Annotated in this window: 23 protein-coding genes; 13 read left to right on the top strand and 10 right to left on the bottom strand. The window is 62.4% G+C overall.

Going from position 1 to position 19,031, the window contains the following annotated elements; genetic code table 11:
• Positions 1-8 precede the first annotated feature (8 nt).
• The 8 genes from LQ220_RS04050 to LQ220_RS04015 form a co-directional block, all read right to left on the bottom strand.
• Positions 9-743 (bottom strand): FliA/WhiG family RNA polymerase sigma factor, encoded by a 735-nt coding sequence (locus LQ220_RS04050; protein WP_230186976.1) that lies wholly within the window; start codon positions 741-743, stop codon positions 9-11.
• 13 nt (positions 744-756) lie between these two features.
• Entirely contained in the window at positions 757-2,895 is a 2,139-nt protein-coding gene (flhA, locus tag LQ220_RS04045) for a flagellar biosynthesis protein FlhA (RefSeq protein WP_230186975.1), read from the bottom strand.
• A gap of 9 nt (positions 2,896-2,904) precedes the next feature.
• A complete protein-coding gene (locus LQ220_RS04040; protein WP_230186974.1) occupies positions 2,905-3,741 on the bottom strand; it encodes a lytic transglycosylase domain-containing protein in 837 nt (278 codons plus the stop codon).
• A gap of 193 nt (positions 3,742-3,934) precedes the next feature.
• A complete protein-coding gene (locus tag LQ220_RS04035) occupies positions 3,935-4,237 on the bottom strand; it encodes a DUF1552 domain-containing protein (RefSeq protein WP_230186973.1) in 303 nt (100 codons plus the stop codon).
• An 8-nt stretch (positions 4,238-4,245) separates the two neighbouring features.
• On the bottom strand, positions 4,246-4,521 hold the full coding sequence (gene flgM, locus LQ220_RS04030; RefSeq protein ID WP_230186972.1) for a flagellar biosynthesis anti-sigma factor FlgM: 276 nt from the start codon (positions 4,519-4,521) through the stop codon (positions 4,246-4,248).
• Between the two features lie 73 nt (positions 4,522-4,594).
• On the bottom strand, positions 4,595-5,164 hold the full coding sequence (locus LQ220_RS04025; protein WP_230186971.1) for a flagella basal body P-ring formation protein FlgA: 570 nt from the start codon (positions 5,162-5,164) through the stop codon (positions 4,595-4,597).
• Between the two features lie 36 nt (positions 5,165-5,200).
• Positions 5,201-5,680: a flagellar motor protein MotB gene (locus LQ220_RS04020; protein WP_230186970.1), complete on the bottom strand. Its 480-nt coding sequence runs from the start codon at positions 5,678-5,680 to the stop codon at positions 5,201-5,203.
• A complete protein-coding gene (locus LQ220_RS04015) occupies positions 5,677-6,357 on the bottom strand; it encodes a MotA/TolQ/ExbB proton channel family protein (protein ID WP_230186969.1) in 681 nt (226 codons plus the stop codon). The genes LQ220_RS04020 and LQ220_RS04015 overlap by 4 nt, the downstream gene beginning before the upstream one ends.
• 261 nt (positions 6,358-6,618) lie before the next feature.
• Between LQ220_RS04015 and flgB the strand changes: the two genes are divergently transcribed.
• The 13 genes from flgB (at position 6,619) to LQ220_RS03950 (ending at position 16,907) form a co-directional block, all read left to right on the top strand.
• Positions 6,619-6,975, top strand: a complete 357-nt coding sequence (gene flgB, locus LQ220_RS04010; RefSeq protein ID WP_230186968.1) for a flagellar basal body rod protein FlgB — start codon at positions 6,619-6,621, stop codon at positions 6,973-6,975.
• Between the two features lie 2 nt (positions 6,976-6,977).
• A complete protein-coding gene (gene flgC / locus LQ220_RS04005; RefSeq protein ID WP_230186967.1) occupies positions 6,978-7,385 on the top strand; it encodes a flagellar basal body rod protein FlgC in 408 nt (135 codons plus the stop codon).
• Positions 7,382-8,035 carry a flagellar hook capping FlgD N-terminal domain-containing protein gene (locus LQ220_RS04000; RefSeq protein ID WP_230186966.1) on the top strand — a complete coding sequence of 218 codons (654 nt, stop codon included), beginning with the start codon at positions 7,382-7,384 and terminating at the stop codon, positions 8,033-8,035. Before flgC ends, LQ220_RS04000 begins: the two co-directional genes overlap by 4 nt.
• A 25-nt stretch (positions 8,036-8,060) precedes the next feature.
• The gene (locus LQ220_RS03995) at positions 8,061-8,882 is read left to right on the top strand and encodes a flagellar hook-basal body complex protein (protein ID WP_230186965.1); all 822 of its coding nucleotides are present in this window, start codon (positions 8,061-8,063) and stop codon (positions 8,880-8,882) included.
• 27 nt (positions 8,883-8,909) lie between these two features.
• The gene (gene flgF / locus LQ220_RS03990) at positions 8,910-9,653 is read left to right on the top strand and encodes a flagellar basal-body rod protein FlgF (protein ID WP_230186964.1); all 744 of its coding nucleotides are present in this window, start codon (positions 8,910-8,912) and stop codon (positions 9,651-9,653) included.
• A 23-nt stretch (positions 9,654-9,676) separates the two neighbouring features.
• Positions 9,677-10,465 carry a flagellar basal-body rod protein FlgG gene (flgG, locus tag LQ220_RS03985; protein WP_230186963.1) on the top strand — a complete coding sequence of 263 codons (789 nt, stop codon included), beginning with the start codon at positions 9,677-9,679 and terminating at the stop codon, positions 10,463-10,465.
• 14 nt (positions 10,466-10,479) lie between these two features.
• On the top strand, positions 10,480-11,148 hold the full coding sequence (locus LQ220_RS03980; protein WP_230186962.1) for a flagellar basal body L-ring protein FlgH: 669 nt from the start codon (positions 10,480-10,482) through the stop codon (positions 11,146-11,148).
• A 17-nt stretch (positions 11,149-11,165) separates the two neighbouring features.
• Positions 11,166-12,290, top strand: coding sequence for a flagellar basal body P-ring protein FlgI (locus LQ220_RS03975; protein ID WP_230186961.1), 1,125 nt, complete (start codon positions 11,166-11,168; stop codon positions 12,288-12,290).
• Positions 12,291-12,304: 14 nt separating this feature from the next.
• Positions 12,305-12,616 carry a rod-binding protein gene (locus tag LQ220_RS03970; RefSeq protein WP_230187260.1) on the top strand — a complete coding sequence of 104 codons (312 nt, stop codon included), beginning with the start codon at positions 12,305-12,307 and terminating at the stop codon, positions 12,614-12,616.
• A complete protein-coding gene (flgK, locus tag LQ220_RS03965) occupies positions 12,613-13,947 on the top strand; it encodes a flagellar hook-associated protein FlgK (protein ID WP_230186960.1) in 1,335 nt (444 codons plus the stop codon). The genes LQ220_RS03970 and flgK overlap by 4 nt, the downstream gene beginning before the upstream one ends.
• 28 nt (positions 13,948-13,975) lie before the next feature.
• A complete protein-coding gene (locus tag LQ220_RS03960; RefSeq protein ID WP_230186959.1) occupies positions 13,976-14,821 on the top strand; it encodes a flagellin in 846 nt (281 codons plus the stop codon).
• A 157-nt stretch (positions 14,822-14,978) separates the two neighbouring features.
• On the top strand, positions 14,979-15,842 hold the full coding sequence (motA, locus tag LQ220_RS03955) for a flagellar motor stator protein MotA (protein ID WP_230186958.1): 864 nt from the start codon (positions 14,979-14,981) through the stop codon (positions 15,840-15,842).
• 3 nt (positions 15,843-15,845) lie between these two features.
• Positions 15,846-16,907, top strand: a complete 1,062-nt coding sequence (locus tag LQ220_RS03950; RefSeq protein ID WP_230186957.1) for a flagellar motor protein MotB — start codon at positions 15,846-15,848, stop codon at positions 16,905-16,907.
• Here the strand turns inward: LQ220_RS03950 and LQ220_RS03945 are convergent.
• Entirely contained in the window at positions 16,904-18,259 is a 1,356-nt protein-coding gene (locus tag LQ220_RS03945; RefSeq protein WP_230186956.1) for an ATP-binding protein, read from the bottom strand. The genes LQ220_RS03950 and LQ220_RS03945 overlap by 4 nt on opposite strands.
• The gene (locus tag LQ220_RS03940; protein WP_230186955.1) at positions 18,256-18,975 is read right to left on the bottom strand and encodes a response regulator; all 720 of its coding nucleotides are present in this window, start codon (positions 18,973-18,975) and stop codon (positions 18,256-18,258) included. Before LQ220_RS03940 ends, LQ220_RS03945 begins: the two co-directional genes overlap by 4 nt.
• Between the last annotated feature and the right edge of the window lie 56 nt (positions 18,976-19,031).

Genomic DNA, 19,031 nt, shown 5'->3' with positions numbered 1-19,031 from the left:
TCGGCGGCTTAATCCCAGTCGCTGAGCATGCCGCGTAGCTTGTCGAGTGCCGCTTTCTTGATCTGGCACACGCGCGCCGCGCCAATGTCCAGCGTCAGGCCGATTTCCTCAAGGTTCATTTCCTCGACGAAATAGAGCTGCAGGACCATCGCTTCTCGCTGGGGCAGCTTACCGATGCCTTGCGCAATGGCTTTTTTCAGGCCTTCGCGTTCCAGGGCTTCGTCGGCGCGCTCTTCGACATCGGCGAACCACATCGACTGATCGGAATAGGTTTCGTCGATGCTGGTGTGCTGCACCATCTCCGCGCTGTCGGCGGCAATGCGATAGTCGGCGGGCGGCATGTCGAGATGCGCGGACATTTCCGCTTCGGTCGGCAGGCGGCCGAGCTTCTGTTCCAGTTCATTGCGCGCCTTGCCCAGTTTCTTGCGCGTCGCCATGGCGGAGCGGCACAAGGTCGCGTGGCGACGCAGATGGTCGATCATCGCGCCCCGCACGCGCATCTGCGCATAAGTCGCAAAGCCGTGGCCGCGATCCTCAAAGCTGTTGGCGGCTTCGACCAGCGACAGCATCCCGATCTGCAGCAGATCCTCGATCTCTATGGCGCTCGATACCCGACCGTGGACGTGCCAGGCGATCTTGCGGACCAGCGGCATATATTGTTTCGACAGATGCGCAGGGCTCATCGGTCCGGCATTGCGCCCGTAGGTATTACCGTCGGCAGCCGTGATCTTCTTCATGTACATCGGCGGCGTTCCCTCAAGCGACTCGTTCGCGCGGCGGGGCCATCAGCCCGGGCAACGGATCATGGCGCGGCGCAGGCCGTTGCGATTCGCCCCCCACCACGGCCACCACTTCCACAGGTTTCCCATCGGGAATCTCCAGGAAGGACAGCACCGGCGTTTCTGGCAGATGAGGCTTAAAAAGTCGTGCAAGCGCGCGGCGGGCCATCGGCGATGTGACGATGGCGAAGTTGCGGGCCTGACCCATGATCGGGCGCGCAGCCGTCGTAACCGCTTCGACGATGCGACCGGCAAGCGCGGGTTCGATGGGATGACGGGCATCGCCCGCGACGCGCATGGCCTGTGCCAGCAATGCTTCGAGGTCGCCGTCCAGCGTGATGACGGAGAGCGGCATCTTGACCGGGACCAGCCCCTGAATGATGAGCGAACCGATCCGCTGGCGCACTGCCTCGACAAGTTGTTCGTGGCTGTAATCGGGGCGCGCCGCGTCGATCATCGCTTCGCAGATGCGGCGGAAATCCTTGAGCGCGATGCCTTCCATCAGCAGCGAGCGGCAGACAGCGGAAATCTGCGCGAGGCTGAGCAATGCGGGGGTCAGGCCATCGACCAGTTGCGGCGCGCTGTCCTTCAGCGCGTCGAGCAGCTTGCGGGCTTCATCGAGGCCGAACATCTCTGCCGCGTTCATGGCGATGAGCTGATTGAGGTGCGTCGCGACGACGGTGGCCGGATCGACCACGGTGTAACCGCAGACGACGGCTTCGCTGCGCTTTTCCTGACCGATCCAGACCGCGTCGAGACCGAAGGTCGGATCCTTGCACGCACGACCGTCAACTTCGCCTTCCAGTGCGCCGCTGTCGAGCGCAAGGAGGTCTTCGGGCCAGATTTCGTCTTCGCCGACAACGACGCCGGCAATGGTGATGCGATAGGCATTGGGTTCGAGCGCGAGGTTGTCCTTCACACGGACCATCGGCACGACAAAGCCAAGCTCACGGCTCAACTGGCGACGGATGCCGGTGATGCGGGCCATGAGCGGCGCGCCCTTGCGTTCATCGACCATGCCGATGAGGCCATAGCCGATTTCGAGGCCGAGGACCGCGCCGTCCGACACATCGTCCCATTCGATATGCGCGGGGTTGGGCGCTTCCTCGACGGGGGCCGGTGCGTTCGCCTTGGTCTTGGCGGTCTTGTTGAGTTTCCACGCAAGGAAAGCGGTGAAGGCTGCGGCGGGCAGGATGATCATGTGCGGCATACCGGGCAGGATGCCGAGGAAGCCGAGGATCGCGGCGACCGGCACCCAGGCCTTGCCTGCGCCGAACTGGCTGGCGATCTGGCCCGAAAGGTCCATTTCCGATTTCACGCGGGTGACGATGGAGGCCGCAGCAATCGACAGCAGCAGCGCAGGCACCTGCGCCACCAGCGCGTCGCCGATGGCGAGGATGATGTAAGTGGAGGCCGCTTCGCTGAGCGACAGGCCGTGGCTGACCGTGCCGAGCACGATGCCGCCGACGATGTTGATGACGAGGATGAGGATGCCGGCGACGGCATCGCCCTTCACGAATTTGGAGGCACCGTCCATCGAGCCGTAGAAGTCGGCTTCGGTCGCGATTTCGGCGCGGCGCAGCTTGGCTTCTTCGGGGGTCATCAGACCGGCGTTGAGATCGGCGTCGATCGCCATCTGCTTGCCGGGCATCGCGTCGAGGGTGAAGCGCGCGGACACTTCCGACACGCGGCCTGCGCCCTTGGTAATGACGACGAGGTTGATGATCATCAAAATCGCAAAGACGAAGATGCCGACGATATAATCGCCGCCGATCAGCAGATGGCCGAACGCTTCGATAACATGGCCCGCTGCGTCCGAACCTGTGTGGCCGCTCACCAGCACGACGCGCGTCGACGCGACGTTGAGCGCGAGGCGGAGCAGCGTTGCGAAAAGGAGGACGGTCGGGAAGCTAGAAAAGTCGAGCGGCTTGGCAGCGTTCAGCGCGACCATCAGCACCGCAAGGCTGATCATGATATTGGTGATGAACCCGATGTCGAGCATCAGCGACGGGACGGGCACCATCATGAACAGAACGACCATGAGCGTCGCCATCGGGAGCACGGCCCCCTTGGCGGCGCTCATCCATACTTTTCCGTTAGCCTGACTGCGTGTCATATTCCGGTGTTACCTTCCGAAGGTCGCGAGCATGAGATAGGCGAGCCGCGCCGTTGCCGGCTGCGGCTTGTTGGTGTCGATTTCGCCCTGCGCAGCGAGGCGCTGGGTTTCGATGCGGACATAGTCTGCCGGTTGAACGGCCTTGCTGCCTTCCGGCAACGACCAGTCCGAGGGGGTCTGCACATTGGCGTACTGGACGCTGGCACCTTGCGAGTTCTGATCGAGCTTTGCCGCGAACTTGGCGCGGATATCGGCGAAGCTGCGCGGGCTGCCCTGACGGTCGAAGAACACCGAGCGGTTGGCGCGTGCTGCAGCGGGGAACAGCGAAGCGGCGGCTGCACCCGGCGTCGCCTCGTTCGCGGCGAGAAATTTCGCCGCGCCGCCGACGCCTAGAAAATGCGCGAGATACAGATCGGTGGGCTCCGCTTCGCGACCCAGACGCCGTTCCAGATACGCCTTGTTATCGGCAGCATGTTCGGCGGCCATGACGGATGCGGTTTCGGGATGCTTGCGCAGGTCGAGGATTTGCTGGCGCAATTCCGGGTCGGCCACATAATAGCGGCCGTTGGTGCCCTTGCTGATGGCGTCCGATGCCCAGCTCAGGCCATATTCGGCGCCATGATCGTTGACCACGGCGAGCCAGCTCTGGTCGATGAATTGATATAGGCCGGTGGCGGACGATGTCGTCGCCCGCGCAGTCGGGTTGAGGCTGCTTTCGATTTTCGCCTGACCCAGCAGATAGCCAAAGTCGATACCTGTGCGACGGCTGGCCATGGCGATAGCGTTGTTCACGCGACCGCCGATGCCGTTCGATCCTGCAATGTTCATGTCAGCAAAGGCAGACACTGAATAACCCCTATTACCTACGGGGCTATTTAAGCAATTAGCGTGCCAGTTTTGGTGTGGTGGGTGATGCGGATTACCGGGCGCTACCGACGCGCAATTATCGTCACCCCGGACTTGATCCGGGGTCCCGCTGCCTGTCTGGTGCGGAGGAAGAAGTGAGATCCCGGGTCAAGCCCGGGATGACGCCGGGACGTTAGCGACGATAGGTGAGCGGCGCGTGGCCTGCTCCGTGCGCGGCCAGCAGATCCATCCGCTGGCGGGCATTATCCGTAAGGACGTTGGTGCGAACGCGGGCCGCATCGATGATCGGCATCAGGCTGTTCAGCTTTTCCCGTACCGCAGGCTCGTCGCGCCATGCGCCCTGCGCGCGGACTTGCGCCGTTGCTTCGCGAACGCGGGCTGTCGCTGCATCCACCTGCGCCATATCATCGCCATCGAGCGCATTGCGCAGATCGGCAAAGGCGTCGCGCAGGGCATCGAGGGCGGATAAGGTCATGGCTTTCGTCAGTCCTGCGGAAGATCGAGATCGAGCATTTTCTGCGCGATGGCTTCGGCATCCACGGGATAGTTGCCCGAGGCGATGGCGGCCTTGATCGCGGCGATCTTGTCCGTATCGACCGGCGCACCTTGTGCAGCCATGCGCGCTGCCGGGCTGGGCGACAGGCGTGCGGTCTGTGCGCTAGAACCCGGCACGCTGCCCTTGGGCGCGCTCTTGCCGCTTTCGCGCAGCTTGGAAGTGTCAATGGCGGAGCCAAGCCCCAATCCAATGGAATTAATCATGGTCACGTCCTTCTTGCGTCCGGGCCATTGCAGACCCCGAAGACATACTCGTCGCTGTTATAAACGGCACCATCTAGTTTTCCTTAAATCCCGGAATACGCACCATGCCCATTTCCACGACCTGAGCCAGTACCGGCGGGGCTTTTTTATCTTCGCCGCGCACCCGGATCATGCCGCCAATGGGTCCATCCTCGTCCGCCACCATCAGGCGCGTGACGCTGAAAGCTGCGCCGCCCGCCACCAGTTGCACGGGATCGCCGCGCTTTACGACGATTTCCCGTGACGGCGCAGGCGCGCGTTGCGGAGCGGCCCGCTGGGTAGGAACGGTGACGTTCGCCTGCACCCCGCCATTGGCCAGAGGCACGCGAATGCGCCATCCGACTGCATCGCATTTGACTATCGCAGCCCCGAAAACCGGGCCATCTATGCTGGGCGTGCCGGGGCAAGGGATCAGTTTGAGGCGGCGATCGATCGGCGCAACGGGACCGCCGGGTTCGCCCAGATTGGCGCCCACGGTCATCGCGACAAGGCTGTCCAGCCGGTCCAGATTTTCAAACTTTTGCTGTGCAGCCGCCGGGCTGGATACAGCCAAAGCCACCGCCAAAATCGAAATACCACGCAAAACCTGTCTCCTGACATTCATTGCGTACATATAAGCAATAACTGTGCCAGCCGACGATCAGGGCGTTTTGGCAGGACCGGGAGCGAGGCGAATGACTTGCCCCTGCCCGCGATCCATGCGTTGATCAAGCCCCCGGATTATCAGGGATTTTTCGCTGATGCCGCTATCCTTGAGCGCGCGGGCGACAGCCCCCAGCCGCGCAGCAGCGAGATCCCAGCTATCGAAGCGTTCGGTGGCTTTGTCCTGCCCGGACGAGGCCAGTTCGACCGAACCGCCGCGTGTCACGAAACGTGCCGCAGACGCGCGAATCTTGCGCAGGCCCGCGTCGGTGAGAATGGCTTCCCCCGGCACGAACAGCGCGGAGGCGCGCCACTCGTCAGCCTTGACCATCGGTCGCGCCCCGAATTGCGCGCCGACGCCCGACAGCACCTGCGCACTGCGGGTGCCGCTTGCCTGCAAAAGCACGAAAAATCCCAGCAAAAGCAAAGCGAGATCGGCAAAGCTGATCGCCCAGCGGGCGCTGCGCGCGCGGTTCATGCGACTTCGCGGATTGACGCCCGACGCACCGGCGCATGTTCACGGCGGGCCACCACCAACATCCGATCGCACAGTGCCCGCTGCCACGCGAGTTCGCGCATCGAAAGATCGGCAAGGCGTCCGGCAATCGGGGCCGCGATCAGGTTGGCGATGACCAGGCCGTAGAGGGTCGTCAGGAGCGCCAGGGCCATGGAAGGACCGATGGCCGCAGGATCGTTCATCGCGCCGAACATGCCGATCAGGCCGATGATGGTTCCGGCCATACCCAGCGCAGGGGCCGTATCGGCAATCGACAGCCACATGTTGTGGACCGTGCGATGGCGTTCTTCGCGGTCGGCAAGCTGCTGCTCTGCCCAGATTTCGAACTGATCGATGCGTTCGCTGTGCGAAAGCTTGCGGACCGCCTCTCCCAGAAAGGGATGCGCGGTACGCATACGGTCTGTGCAGACGCGATCGGTGCAGGCAAGCCCGCGCAGTTGGGCCAGGTGATCGACCTGCAGCATCGCCGCGCGGGCGGCATCGCGATCCCGGTCGGGCTTAGCGGTCAGAAGCGGGTGCAAGGCGCGGAACCCGCGCGCAAATGCGGCCGGTCCGTTCTGCAGCATGGCAATCGCCAGTACGCCGGAAATCATCAGCGCCAGCGTCAGCGGGTCAAGGATATGCGTTAAAAAGCCCATCGTGCCGTCCCCTTAGTCCAACCCTGCCACACACAGGGTTAAGCAACGGCAAATGCGCGCCGCCGACCGGCAAAAAATTGCCGCCCTTGCCGCCCTGCCCCGGCAAACCCGCAGAAATGCGTGATCCGACAGCGGCAGACGGTTCCCCACCGTGAATTGGCACGGCCTTTGCAGATATGTGACGGGATAGGCCCGCCATCATGCTCCACAGGGACAAGGACGGCAGGCCGAACACGAACTTTAATGGGGACGAGCAGAAAAATGAGTGTGGAAGACAGTCTGTTTGGAGTGCATGGGAAAGCGCTTGCGCTGCGCTCGCAGCGTCTGAGCCTGCTCGCCTCCAACATCGCGAATGCATCGACGCCCAATTACAAGGCGCGCGATATCGATTTCGAAGCGGCGTTGAAAACCGCGACCGACGCAGGCCAAAGCGCAAGCAACGCCGCCAAGGGCGCGATGGGATATCGCGTACCGCTGCAGCCCAGCATGGACGGCAACACCGTCGAGCTTTCGACCGAGCAGACTCTGTTTGCCGAGAACGCCGTCAAGTACCGCACCACGCTGTCCTTTCTGGAAGGGCGCATCGGCACCATCAACCGCGCGCTTCGGGGAGAATGACGATGGCCGGTGAACCCATGAATGTCTTCGACATTGCCGGTCGGGCAATGTCCGCACAGCTCGTCCGCCTGAATGCCACCGCATCCAACATGGCGAACGCAGGCAATGTGACCGGCAGCGAGAAGACCGCCTATCGCGCGATCCGTCCGGTCTTTTCCTCGGACACGGAAAAGCCCGGCGTGTCGACCGTGCGCGTGGACAAGGTGGTGACGACCGATGCCAAGCCATCGAAGCGCCACGACCCCAATCACCCCCTCGCGGACGCCAATGGCGACGTGTGGGAAGCCGCCGTCGATAGCAGTGCCGAACTGGTCGACATGCTGGAGTCGGCGCGGATGTATCAGAACAACGTGCAGGTCCTTCAGACCGCAAAGTCCCTCATGCTGGAAACCATAAGGATGGGCAAATGACCGCAGCCGTAGTCGATAAAGCAGGCCTGACGACGCAGCAGGCCACCGCCACGAAAGCCGCCACGCAATCGCAGATGGGCCAGGCCGACTTTCTGCGCCTGCTGACGGCGCAGATGCAGACGCAGGACCCGTTCGAGCCGATGGATAACAGCCAGATGGTTGCGCAGATGGCGACCATCACCAATTCCAGCGGCATCGCGGAAATGAATGTGTCGCTGCGCGAGATCAAGGATCAACTGAGCGGCTCGCGCCTTGGCGATGCGGCAAGCTGGATCGGGAAGTCGATGCTGGTGAAGAGCAATCTCGCCGCGCCGGACGTCGCCGGACAATATGCCGGGCAGATGACCCTGAAAGCCGCGACGGAATCGCTGAGCGTCGATCTGGTCGATGGCACGGGCAAGGTCGTAAAGACACTCGACCTGGGCGCGCATGAAGCCGGCGACGTGTCCTTCTATTGGGATGGCAAGGATGCCGACGGCAAAAATATCGGCACGCAGACGCTGCAGGTCAAAGTGCGCGGCGCAACGCCGACGCAGGTAGCCACCTGGGCCAGCATCGCCGCGGTCCAGTCGCCCGCCGATGGCACGACATCGAAACTCATCACGCCGCTTGGCACCTTCAACCCGTCCGACGCCCTGAAGCTCGGCTGAACGCAATTTCTAAGGAGTAACAATCATGTCCTTCTACACTTCGCTTTCCGGCCTCAAAGCTTCGCAGGCTGACCTTTCGACGATCTCCAACAACGTCGCGAACGTCAACACGACGGCTTTCAAGAAGAGCAAGACGAGCTTTGGCGACATCTTCGCTTCCGCCCCGACGCAGAACACGCGCCAGATCGCCGGTCAGGGCGTCCGCGTGCTGGGCATCAACCAGCAGTTCGTGCAGGGCACCATCGAGACCACCGACAAGACACTCGATCTGGCCGTCACCGGCGAAGGCTTCTTCACGGTGAAGACGCTGGGCACGGGTGGCACGACCGCCTATACCCGCAACGGCGCGTTCACGATGGACAAGAGCCGCTTCGTGGTCGACACGACCGGCGCACGCCTGCAGGTCTTGCCAGTCGATCCGGCAACGGGCGCGATTACCGGCACGGCGCTCACCGACCTGCAGATTCCTTCGGTCAAGCCCAGCACGACCATCGAACTGGCCAGCGTCTCGATTTCCGAAAAGGGCGTTATTGCCGCGACCTACGCTGACGGCACCACCGAAGCGATCGGATCGATCGCGATGGCCAACTTCGCCAGCCAGGACGGCCTTCGCCAGAAGGGCGACGCCCATTGGGAAGCGTCGATCAACAGCGGCAACGCGATTTACGGGGGTGCCGGGCAAGGCATGTTCGGGTCGGTACGCTCCGGCGCGCTGGAACGATCCAATGTCGACATCACCGAAGAACTGGTCGGCCTGATCTCCGCACAGCGCAATTTTCAGGCGAATGCCAAGGCCATCGAAACGAGCACGGCGATCACCCAGACCATCGTCAACCTGCGTACCTAAGACCGCACAGCACACTGAGGATCGATCATGGATCGCCTGGTTCACACTTCGCTTACGGCAATGCGCGGCGCAATGGCGCGGCAGACAGCGATCGCCAACAATCTGGCGAACGCCAACACTGTCGGCTTTCGCGGCGAAATCGCCAATGCGTCGACGCAATATATCGACGGCCAAACCTTCAAGACCCGCGCACAGCAGGCCGAGCAGGTGGTCGCCGCCGATATGAACCAGGGCGCCGTGACCGCCACGGGCAATCCACTGGACGTCGCCATGAACGGCGATAGCTGGCTGGCAGTGCAGGCGACCGACGGCAGTGAAGCCTATACCCGCCGGGGCGACCTGAAGCTCAATGAAAGCGGCTTGCTGACCACCGGCGACGGCAATCCGGTCATTGGCGAAGGCGGGCCGATCACTTTGCCCGCCGCCGACAGCATCACCATCGCCAAGGATGGCAGCATCTGGATCGTCCCGCAGGGCGGCGAAGCCAGCCAGCCGCAACGAGTCGATGCACTCAAGCTCGCCAGTGCGCAGGGCATGAGCGTCAAAAAGGGTCTGGACGGCCTGTTCCGCGAAACCAATGGCGGCATCCTGCCGCAGGATGCGCTGGGCAGCGTCACGTCGGGATCGGTCGAAGGATCGAACGTGAATGCGACGCAGGCTCTGGTCCAGATGATCGAAGCCAGCCGCGCCTGGGAAACCCAGATCAAGATGATCACCACCGCCAAGGAAATCGACGACGGCGGCGCATCTCTCATGCGCCTTGATGCCTGATCGAACTTAGGAAGGATTGAACGATGAGCAACGCCGCCCTCCACGTCGCCCGCACTGGCCTCGACGCGCAGAACACCAAGATGCGCGTGATCGCCAATAACCTGGCGAACGTGAACACCACCGGGTTCAAGCGCGACCGCGCGGATTTCGAAACGCTGGCCTATCAGCAGATGATCGCGGCGGGGTCCGCATCGGACAGTGAGAACAAATATGCCACTGGCCTGTCGCTCGGGTCGGGTGTGGCGCTGACCGGCACCAGCAAGATCGACACGCAGGGCACGCTCAACCAGACCGGCAACGCACTGGACATCGCCATCGAAGGCGCTGGCTATTTCCAGTTGCAGAAGCCCGACGGCACCATCGCCTACAGCCGGGCAGGCAATTTCAGCCTGACAGGGGAAGGCACGGTCGTCAGTTCCGAAGGCCTGCCGCTGATCCCGCAGATCCAGATTCCCGAAGGCGCCACGAATGTCAGCATCGGCAATGACGGCACCGTATCGGCCACCATTCAGGGCGAAGCGGCCGCGACCGAAGTCGGCAAGATCGAAACCGCGCGCTTCGTCAATCCCGCAGGGTTGCAGTCAATTGGCGCCAACCTGCTGGTCGAGACGGCCGCTTCCGGCACGCCGCAGGTCGGTGTTCCGGGGCTGGAAGGCCGCGGATCGGTCCGCTCCGGCTCGCTGGAAGGATCGAACGTCAATGTCGTCGAGGAACTGGTCGACATGATCGAGACGCAGCGTGCCTATGAAGTCAATTCCAAGATGATCAAGGCGACCGACGAAATGCTGCAATATGTGAACCAGCAACTGTGAGGATGATGACCGCCATGCGTCCCGTTCTTACACCGCTGGCCATCGTCGCCGTCGCGCTGATCGCGCAGCCCGCCGACGCACGGCGCAAGGTCGAAAAGGTCGTCTATGCGCCGACCTATTCGGAGCCTGCGCCGGTGCCTGCGCAGCCCAATGGATCGATATTCCAGATCGCATCGGGCTATTCCCCGCTCACCAGCGGCGCGCGTGCCTCCACCATCGGCGATATCATCACGATCACCCTCGTCGAACGGACGCAGGCGACCAAGAGCAACAGCGCCGATACCAGCCGCAATGGCTCCATCGGTCTGACGCCGCCGACGACCGGCCCATTCTCGCTGTTCAACCCCAGCGACGTAAGCGCCGGTGGGAACAACGCATTCAAGGGCAGCGGCACGGCCGCGCAGTCCAATGCGCTGTCGGGGGAAATCACGGTCACGATTGCCAAGGTCTATCCCAATGGCACCATGCTGGTGCGTGGGGAAAAGGCGCTAACGCTCAATCGCGGCGACGAGTTCATCCAGATTTCCGGGCTGATCCGTCAGGCCGATGTCAGCCCCGACAACCGTGTGCTTTCGACGCGCGTTGCCGATGCCAAGATCATTTACACGGGCAAGGGTGAGATCGCCCGCGCCAGCCGTCAGGGCTGGTTGCAGCGGTTCTTCACCATGCTCAGCCCCTTTTGATGCGGAAAGCCATAGCCATGAGCCCGACATCCTCCTTCGCGATCAAGATCGTCAGCGTTGCCGTCTGGCTGCTGGCGGCCATCGCGTTCCTGCCGCCTGCCCATGCGGAGCGGATCAAGGATCTGGGCACGTTTCAAGGGGTCCGGCCCAACCAGCTTACCGGCTATGGCATCGTCGTGGGCCTTGCAGGCACAGGCGACGACAGCCTGAACTATTCGACCGAAGGCATGAAGGGCATCGCTGCCCGCTTCGGCCTGACCCTGCCGCAGGGCGTGAACCCCGCGTTGAAAAACGCAGCGGCTGTGCTGATCACCGCCGACCTTCCGGCATTTGCGAAGCCGGGTCAGCGTCTGGACGTGACCGTGTCCGCGATGGGCAAGGCGAAATCGCTGCGCGGCGGTACGCTGATCCTCTCGCCATTGCGCGGTGCGGATGGGCAGATTTACGCGATGGCGCAGGGTAACCTTGCCGTTGGCGGTCTGGGCGTATCGGGCGCCGATGGCAGCCAGGTGTCGGTCAACATTCCCTCCGCCGGTCGCATTCCGGGCGGCGCGACCATCGAACAGGCCGTGGCCACCGGGTTCGACACGACCCCTACCCTCACCTTCAATCTGGCCGAAGCTGACCTTACCACCGCATTGCGTGTCGCAGACGGCATCAACCGCGCCTTTGGCGACCGCCGTGCGCGCGCCATGGATGCGGTGTCGGTCACCATCGACGCCGAACAGGGTGCCGAACAGCGCATCCTGATGATGGGAATGATCGAGAATATCGAAGTAAAGCCTGCTGAGGCTCCCGCCAAGGTGATCGTCAACGCACGCACCGGCACGGTTGTCATCAACGGCGCGGTCCGGATCGCCCCTGCCGCCGTCGCGCATGGCAAACTGACCGTCAGCGTCAAGGAAACCCCGACCGTCGTGCAGCCCGCGCCTTTCTCTCAGGGACAGACCGCCACTGAGCAGAATAGCGCGATCAGCATCGAGGAAGAGAAGCGCCCGGTAATAGATTTTAAAGGTGGCGCGTCTTTGGCCGATATAATCAAAGCCGTGAATGCCATCGGCGCTTCCCCGTCCGACCTTGTCGAGATTTTGGAAGCGCTCAAGCAAGCCGGCGCGATGAAAGCAGAATTGGTGGTGCTGTAATGACGCAAGTTGCAATGACGACGACCGCGACCGGCACCAGCCAGACGGCTGCGCAACCGAGCGCGCAATTGCAGAAAACGGCCAAGGCCTTCGAAGCCATTTTCCTGCGGCAGATGATCGCCACCATGCGCTCGTCGAGCCTGGGCGAAGGGCTGACCGACAGCGACGCAACCGCGCAATTTCGCGATATGTCGGACTCGCGCACCGCCGATAACATGGCGGAGACCGGACGCTTCGGCATCGCGGACCTGCTGATAAAACAGCTTGGCGCGAAGATGGCGACCGATCCCAATGCAAAACCCGTTGCTGAAGAGCCGCCGAAATGAGCGGCGACCTTTTCGTCATCGGCGCGTCGGGCACCAAAGCCTATCGCACCATGCTGGGCGCGATATCGGAGAATATCTCCAACGCGAATACGCCCAATTACAATCGGCGATCCATTACGACGCGGGAATCCCTCGCATCGGCATCGACCATGCTGATCTATGCGCCGCAGACGAATTTCGGCGGTGTCGACGTGTTGCGCGTCAACCGCGACAACGACCCCTATCTGGATGCCACGGTCCGTCTGACCGGTACGGCGCTGGGCAGTGCGACATCGCGTCTGCGCTGGCTGAGCGACATGGAAACCGCGCTGGATGACAGCGACACCGGCGTCGGACATCTGCTGTCGGACATGTTCGGCGGCGTTGAAAAGCTGGCCGCCAATCCCGCCGACAGATCGTTACGCACGACGCTGATCTATGGGATGCAGCGCGTCGTCGATGCATTCCACCAGACGGCGGACGGCATCAAGGAAGCGCAGGCAGGCATTGCCACGGATGCCAGCAGCGACATCAACACGGTGAACAACGCGCTGGCCGAGTTGGCGCGCGTCAACATCAACTTGCTGCGTGCGCAGGACGGCACGGCCAATCACGCGCAATTGCTGGACAGTCGCGACGCTGCGCTGGCCCAGATCACGCAGCGCATGGATATCACGATATCCTTTGGCGCGAACGGCACGACCGCGCTCAGCTATGGCGGCACGACCATTTTGGACGGTGCTGTCCCCACCAACTTTGCCGTCTCGCAAAATGCCAACGGCACGCTGGCGCTGAGCGTTGCGGGTGCGGCGGTCGCATCGCCGGGGGCCGGATCGCTGGGCGGACTGTTCCAGAGCGCCGTCACTGCCAAGGACCGGCTGGCTACGATCGATACGCTGGCTCAGCAATTTGCGGCCGACATGAACAGTTGGCACAGTCAGGGTCTGACCGATGCGGGTACGGCGGGCGGTGCGTTGTTCTCGGTCGGCACCAGCGCATCCAGCCTTGCGCTGGTCATCAGCAACAGCGCGGATGTCGCGGCGAAGTCTGCGGACGGTCGGCTGAACGGCAACCTGCTCAACATTTCTTCCGTGCGCGGCACGGGAAGCGTCGAACAAGGGTGGACCGGACTGATCGCCGCCCATGCGAATATCCTGAACGCCACGACGTCGGAGCATAGCGCCGCGCAGAAGCGCGACGAACAGGCCCGCAGCGCCCGCGAAAATGTGAGCGGCGTCGATCTGGATGTCGAGGCAGCGGAATTGCTGCGTGTCCAGCAAGCCTATTCGGGGTGCGCGAAGATCATCCAGGTGGCGCGCGAAACCGTCGACGCCATTCTGTCGATAATGTGATCAAGATTTTAAAAGGGAATTATAGGCCATGGTAGCCATCACCGCACAGACGCTGGCCGACGAAATCCGCCGCCAGAAAGCGTTGTCGCAAAGCATCATGGCCGATCAGACCGCCGTGTCCAGCGGCACGCGGCTGACCAAGGCGTCGCAGGACCCGCTGGCGTGGGTGCAGGTGTCCGACCTTGCCCGTCAGCAGTCGCAGCAGGCGGCATGGTCGCACAACGTGTCCTATGCGCAATCGCGTTCGGCCAAGGCCAGTTCCAATCTTGAGGAATTGTATAACCTGTTCAATCGCGGCCAGGAATTGATGGTTACAGCCACGACCGCATCCACCAACGACAGCGGTCGGGCCGCGATCACGGCGGAGCTTAGCAATATCCGCATCGTCGCCAACGAACTGATCAACGAAACCGATTTTCAGGGCACGCCCGTGTTCGACGTCGGCACCAGCACAGCGATCCCCGTCTCGCGCGGCATCAATCTTCAGGTTGTCGGCACGCGCGAACAGGTTTCGACCGGGATCAATGTGGGCGGCACCGTCATGTCGATCGACGACATCCTGGCCAATGCCATCGCCGCTGTTTCGACCGGGACAGACGCCCAGCGCAGCGCCGCGCTCGATGGACTGCGCAAGGGTCTGGATCACGTCATCAACCAGCAGACGTCGCAGGGGGTGCGCGGTGACCGGCTGGATACGGCAAAGGATCGTCTGGTCGAAGTCAACCTGACGCTCAGCGAACGGCGTAGCGTTCTGGAAGATACGGACCTGACCGAAACGCTGGCCAGCGTTCAGTCGAAGCTGACGACGTTGCAGGCCGCGCAGGCCGTGTTCGCAAAGATCAACCAGCAGACGCTGTTCGACCTGATTCGATAATATTCCGATGTGGCGGCCAACGCTAAAAAAAGCGCCGACTGCGATAATTTAATCGCACTAATCAGAATAACCTAAACCCCACGGTAACCAAACCGTCCTTACAATCAAACGGTATCGCGGTGCGCAGCCACGCGATGGGTTTCACGTGGGGAACAGCATGTTCGCAGTCATTGGTATCGTCGTTCTGGTCGGCATGGTCTTCGGGGGGTTCGCCTTTACCGGAGGCGATCTTGGCCCGGTACTGCACGCACTTCCGCACGAAATGCTCATCATCGGCGGCGCCGCCGTCGGCTCCCTTATCATCGGCAACAGCGGCGCGGACCTCAAGGCGCTGGGCGGCGGTTTCGCCAAGGTATTCAAGGGCGCAACGTACAAGAAACAGGATTTCCTCGATTGCATCTTCCTCGTCAGCAAGCTGATGAAGATGCTGCGCGTCGAAGGGCCGGTGGCGCTGGAACCCCATATCGAAGATCCGGCATCTTCGGCTGTGTTCAGCGAATATCCCCGCCTGTTGAAGGACAAGACGCTCATCCATCTGATCAGCGATACGCTGCGGCTGGTGGTCGTATCGTCCGGCACGCTCGACCCACATGCCGTCGAGGACGTGATGGACAACACGCTCAAGACGCATCACCACGAAGCGATCAAGCCTGCCGAAAACCTGCAGGGACTTGCCGATGCGCTTCCCGCACTCGGCATCGTCGCGGCGGTTCTGGGCGTGGTCAAGACGATGGGTTCGATCGATCAGCCGCCGGCCATTCTGGGTGCGATGATCGGTTCGGCGCTCGTCGGCACGTTCCTGGGTATTTTGCTGGCTTATGGTCTGGTCGGTCCGTTCGCGACACGCTGCAAATCGGTGATCGAAGCCGATGGCGCTATCTATCATGTCGTGAAGCAGATCATCATCGCATCGCTGCACGGTCACCCGCAGCCGCTGGTCATCGAAGCCGCGCGCTCCAGCCTGACTCACGCCAACCAGCCTGCCTTCGCCGAAGTGTTCGACGGCATGCGGGGCAAATAAGCGATGGCCGCCGATAGCAAGAAGCGCGGGAACGAACCGGAACCGCGCCCGATCATCGTAAAGAAGATCATCGTGGAGGCCCATGCCGGTCACCATGGCGGCGCGTGGAAAGTCGCCTATGCCGACTTCGTGACGGCGATGATGGCGTTCTTTCTCCTTATGTGGCTGCTCGGGGCAACGACCGAAAAGCAACGCAAGGCGCTCGCCGACTATTTCACGCCGACGATGGTCACCATGAAAGCCGGGAGCGCAGGCGCGACCGGCCTGTTGGGTGGCGACAGCATCACCGGCAAGGAAAATTACCCGACGACCGGCGGCCAGGGCAATATGGCGATCACCATCCCGCGCGATGCATCCGGCACGAAGGACGAAGGCGGCAAGATGAAGCGCGCCGCCGACCGCCAGAAGTTCGAGAAGATCAAGCAGCAGATCGAACAGCGCATGGCCGCCAACAAGCTGATGGCCAAGATGCGCAAGAACATCCGCTTTACCGAGACCCACGAAGGGTTGCGGATCGACCTGATCGACGAAGCCGACTTTGCGATGTTCGCCATGGCAACCGACCGTTTACTCCCGCAAGCGCGCTCGCTGATCGGTGAAGTGTCCAAGGTGCTGCAGGACATGCCAAACGATGTCATCGTGCGCGGGCACACCGATGGTTTGCCCTATGCAACCGGGCGAACGATGAACAATTGGCTGCTGTCGTCCGCCCGCGCCGAAGCCACGCGCAAGGCTTTGGCAGACTCAGGCCTCAGCAACGAACGATTTGCCAAGATCGAAGGCGTCGCCGACCGTGAGCCGTTCATCGAAGGCAATATCTACGATCCGCGCAACCGGCGCATGTCCATCGTGCTTGGCTGGTCAAAGGGTGGCCGGTCCAATGCCAGTGAACTGGCAGGCATGGATGCCGAGACGCGCGCCGCGATCCGCGAACGCGACAATCCGCAACGCAAGGCGCGGGAGGAAGCCACTGCGCTCGACATGGGCGGCACCGGGCTTCCGACCGGGGCAGTGATCGTCAATCCCAATGCGAAAGCCGGTGGAGCGAAACCCGGCAAGCATTAAGCCATCGGCAAAACGAGGCTGGCCTCCAAACCGCCGTCCGGGCGGTTGGCGAGGCGGAGCGCGCCGCCATGTTCGGCCATGATGGCGCGCACCAAGGCAAGGCCAAGGCCCGCGCCGCCGGTTTCGCGGTTCCGCGATCCTTCCAGGCGGGTGAACGGCTCCATCATTTCGTCCATGCGCTCTTCCGCGATGCCCGGCCCTTCGTCGGCCACGCAAATGCGGATCGCGGCGGCATCCTGCACGACGGAAACATGCGCGCGATGCCCGTACACCACTGCGTTTTCGATCAGATTGCGCAGGGCCCGGCGAATGAGTTGCGGCCGGACCGGGGCCACCGCACGCGCGCTGTCCACCATATCGACAGGCGAACCCAGTTCGATGAAATCCTCCACCACGGCATCGGCGAGGGCGGACAGATCGACCTTTATGACCGGCTCCATGCTGCGCCCCGCCCGCGCGAGCGAGAGGATGTCTTCCAGCATCCGGTTCATTTCCTCGATCGTGTCGGACATGCGCGCGCGCTCGCCTTCATCTTCGACCGATTCGGTACGGACCCGCAGCGACGCCAGCGGCGTGCGCAGATCGTGACCGATGGCGCCCAGCATCCGGTCCTTTTCATCCAGCATCGCCCGCAGGCGGGATCGCATGGCGTTGAAAGCCGTGGTCAGATCGCGGACATCGCCCGGCCCGCGCTCCTCGACCGGATCGGCCGACCCGGTCGCAGCGAACTGGCGCGCGGAGGCGGTAAGGTCTTTCAGGGGACGGGCAAGGCGGCGCCCCACCCACAATAAAGGCAGCAGGACGATCACATAGAGAATGAGAGTCTGCCCCAGCAGCCAGCCATTCAATCGCGGCATGCCCTTGCTCATCCGCGATTGCGTGGTGACCCAGCGACCGGGTTGATATTCCACGGCGATAGTCAGCAGATGGACTTCGCGCGGGCGGTGCGGCTCGATGCGGTCACGCAATCGCGACCGACGGCCCGTGCGAAGCTGCGCCACGCCTTCATAGGCTTCGACAGAAAGGACCGTGAAGCCGACATCTGCAAACATGTCGGTCGCGCGATGTTCCGCATCGACTCTGCGATGCCCGGAGAAGGCTGGCTTTGCGTCGAAGAAGGTGACGCGTCCCGGACCGTCCCGCCCGCCCAGACGGCGCTCTTCCTGCCGGTCCAGACCATCGACGATGCGCGCGACGGCAGGTGCAGTGGCCGCCGTCAGCAGCATCCGGTTGCGCTCCCGCATCAGAAACGCGAAGTTGATCGCCTGCGCCACGAACAGCGCCAGCGCGACAACCAGAATGACCTGGCCGATCAGGCTTTTGGGAAGGACGCGGCGTAAAGGCTGAATCACAATTTCCGCACTTCTGCCGCCAGAGTGTAGCCGCCGCCCCACACCGTTTTGATAAGGGCGGGATTTTTCGGATCGTCCTCTATCTTCTTGCGCAGTCGGCTGATCTGATTGTCGATGGCACGGTCGAACGCATTGGCTTCGCGGCCCTGTGTGATGTCGAGCAACTGATCGCGGCTCAGCACATGATTGGGCCGCGTCACGAAGGCGAGCATCAGATTATATTCGGCGGTCGAAAGCGGGAGGGATACGCCTTCGCTGTCCACCAGTGTCCGCTCCTGCGACCGAAGGACCCAGCCGGCAAAAGCGTAGCTAGCGCCGTCAGCGGTGCTGACCCGCTGACCGCCGGTGGCCACCCGCCGGAAAATCACCTTGATCCGCGCGACGAGCTCACGGGGAGAAAAGGGTTTGAGGACATAATCGTCCGCACCCATTTCCAGACCGACGATACGGTCCGTTTCCTCCGACTTCGCGGTCAGCAATATGACCGGCGTGTCGCTGGTTTCGCGGATATGGCGGCACAGGCTGAGGCCGTCCTCGCCGGGCATCATGATATCCAGAATGACGAGATCGATGGCATTGGCCGCCAGCCGCATCCGCGCCTCGCTGGCATTCTCGACGGCAGTCACACGAAATCCGTTGCGCTGCAGATATTGCGCGAGCGGCTCCCGAATGGAGCGTTCATCGTCGACGAGCAGGAGATGCGGGCGTTCGTTCATGTGCGTGTCTTGTCATGGGAGGAAACGAGAAGAAAGAGCGAAGCCATGCAGAAGAC

Origin of the sequence: Sphingobium sp. CECT 9361, from assembly GCF_918741285.1 — a bacterium.
Classification (GTDB): Bacteria; Pseudomonadota; Alphaproteobacteria; order Sphingomonadales; family Sphingomonadaceae; genus Sphingobium.
This window is presented reverse-complemented; position numbering and strand designations above follow the sequence as displayed.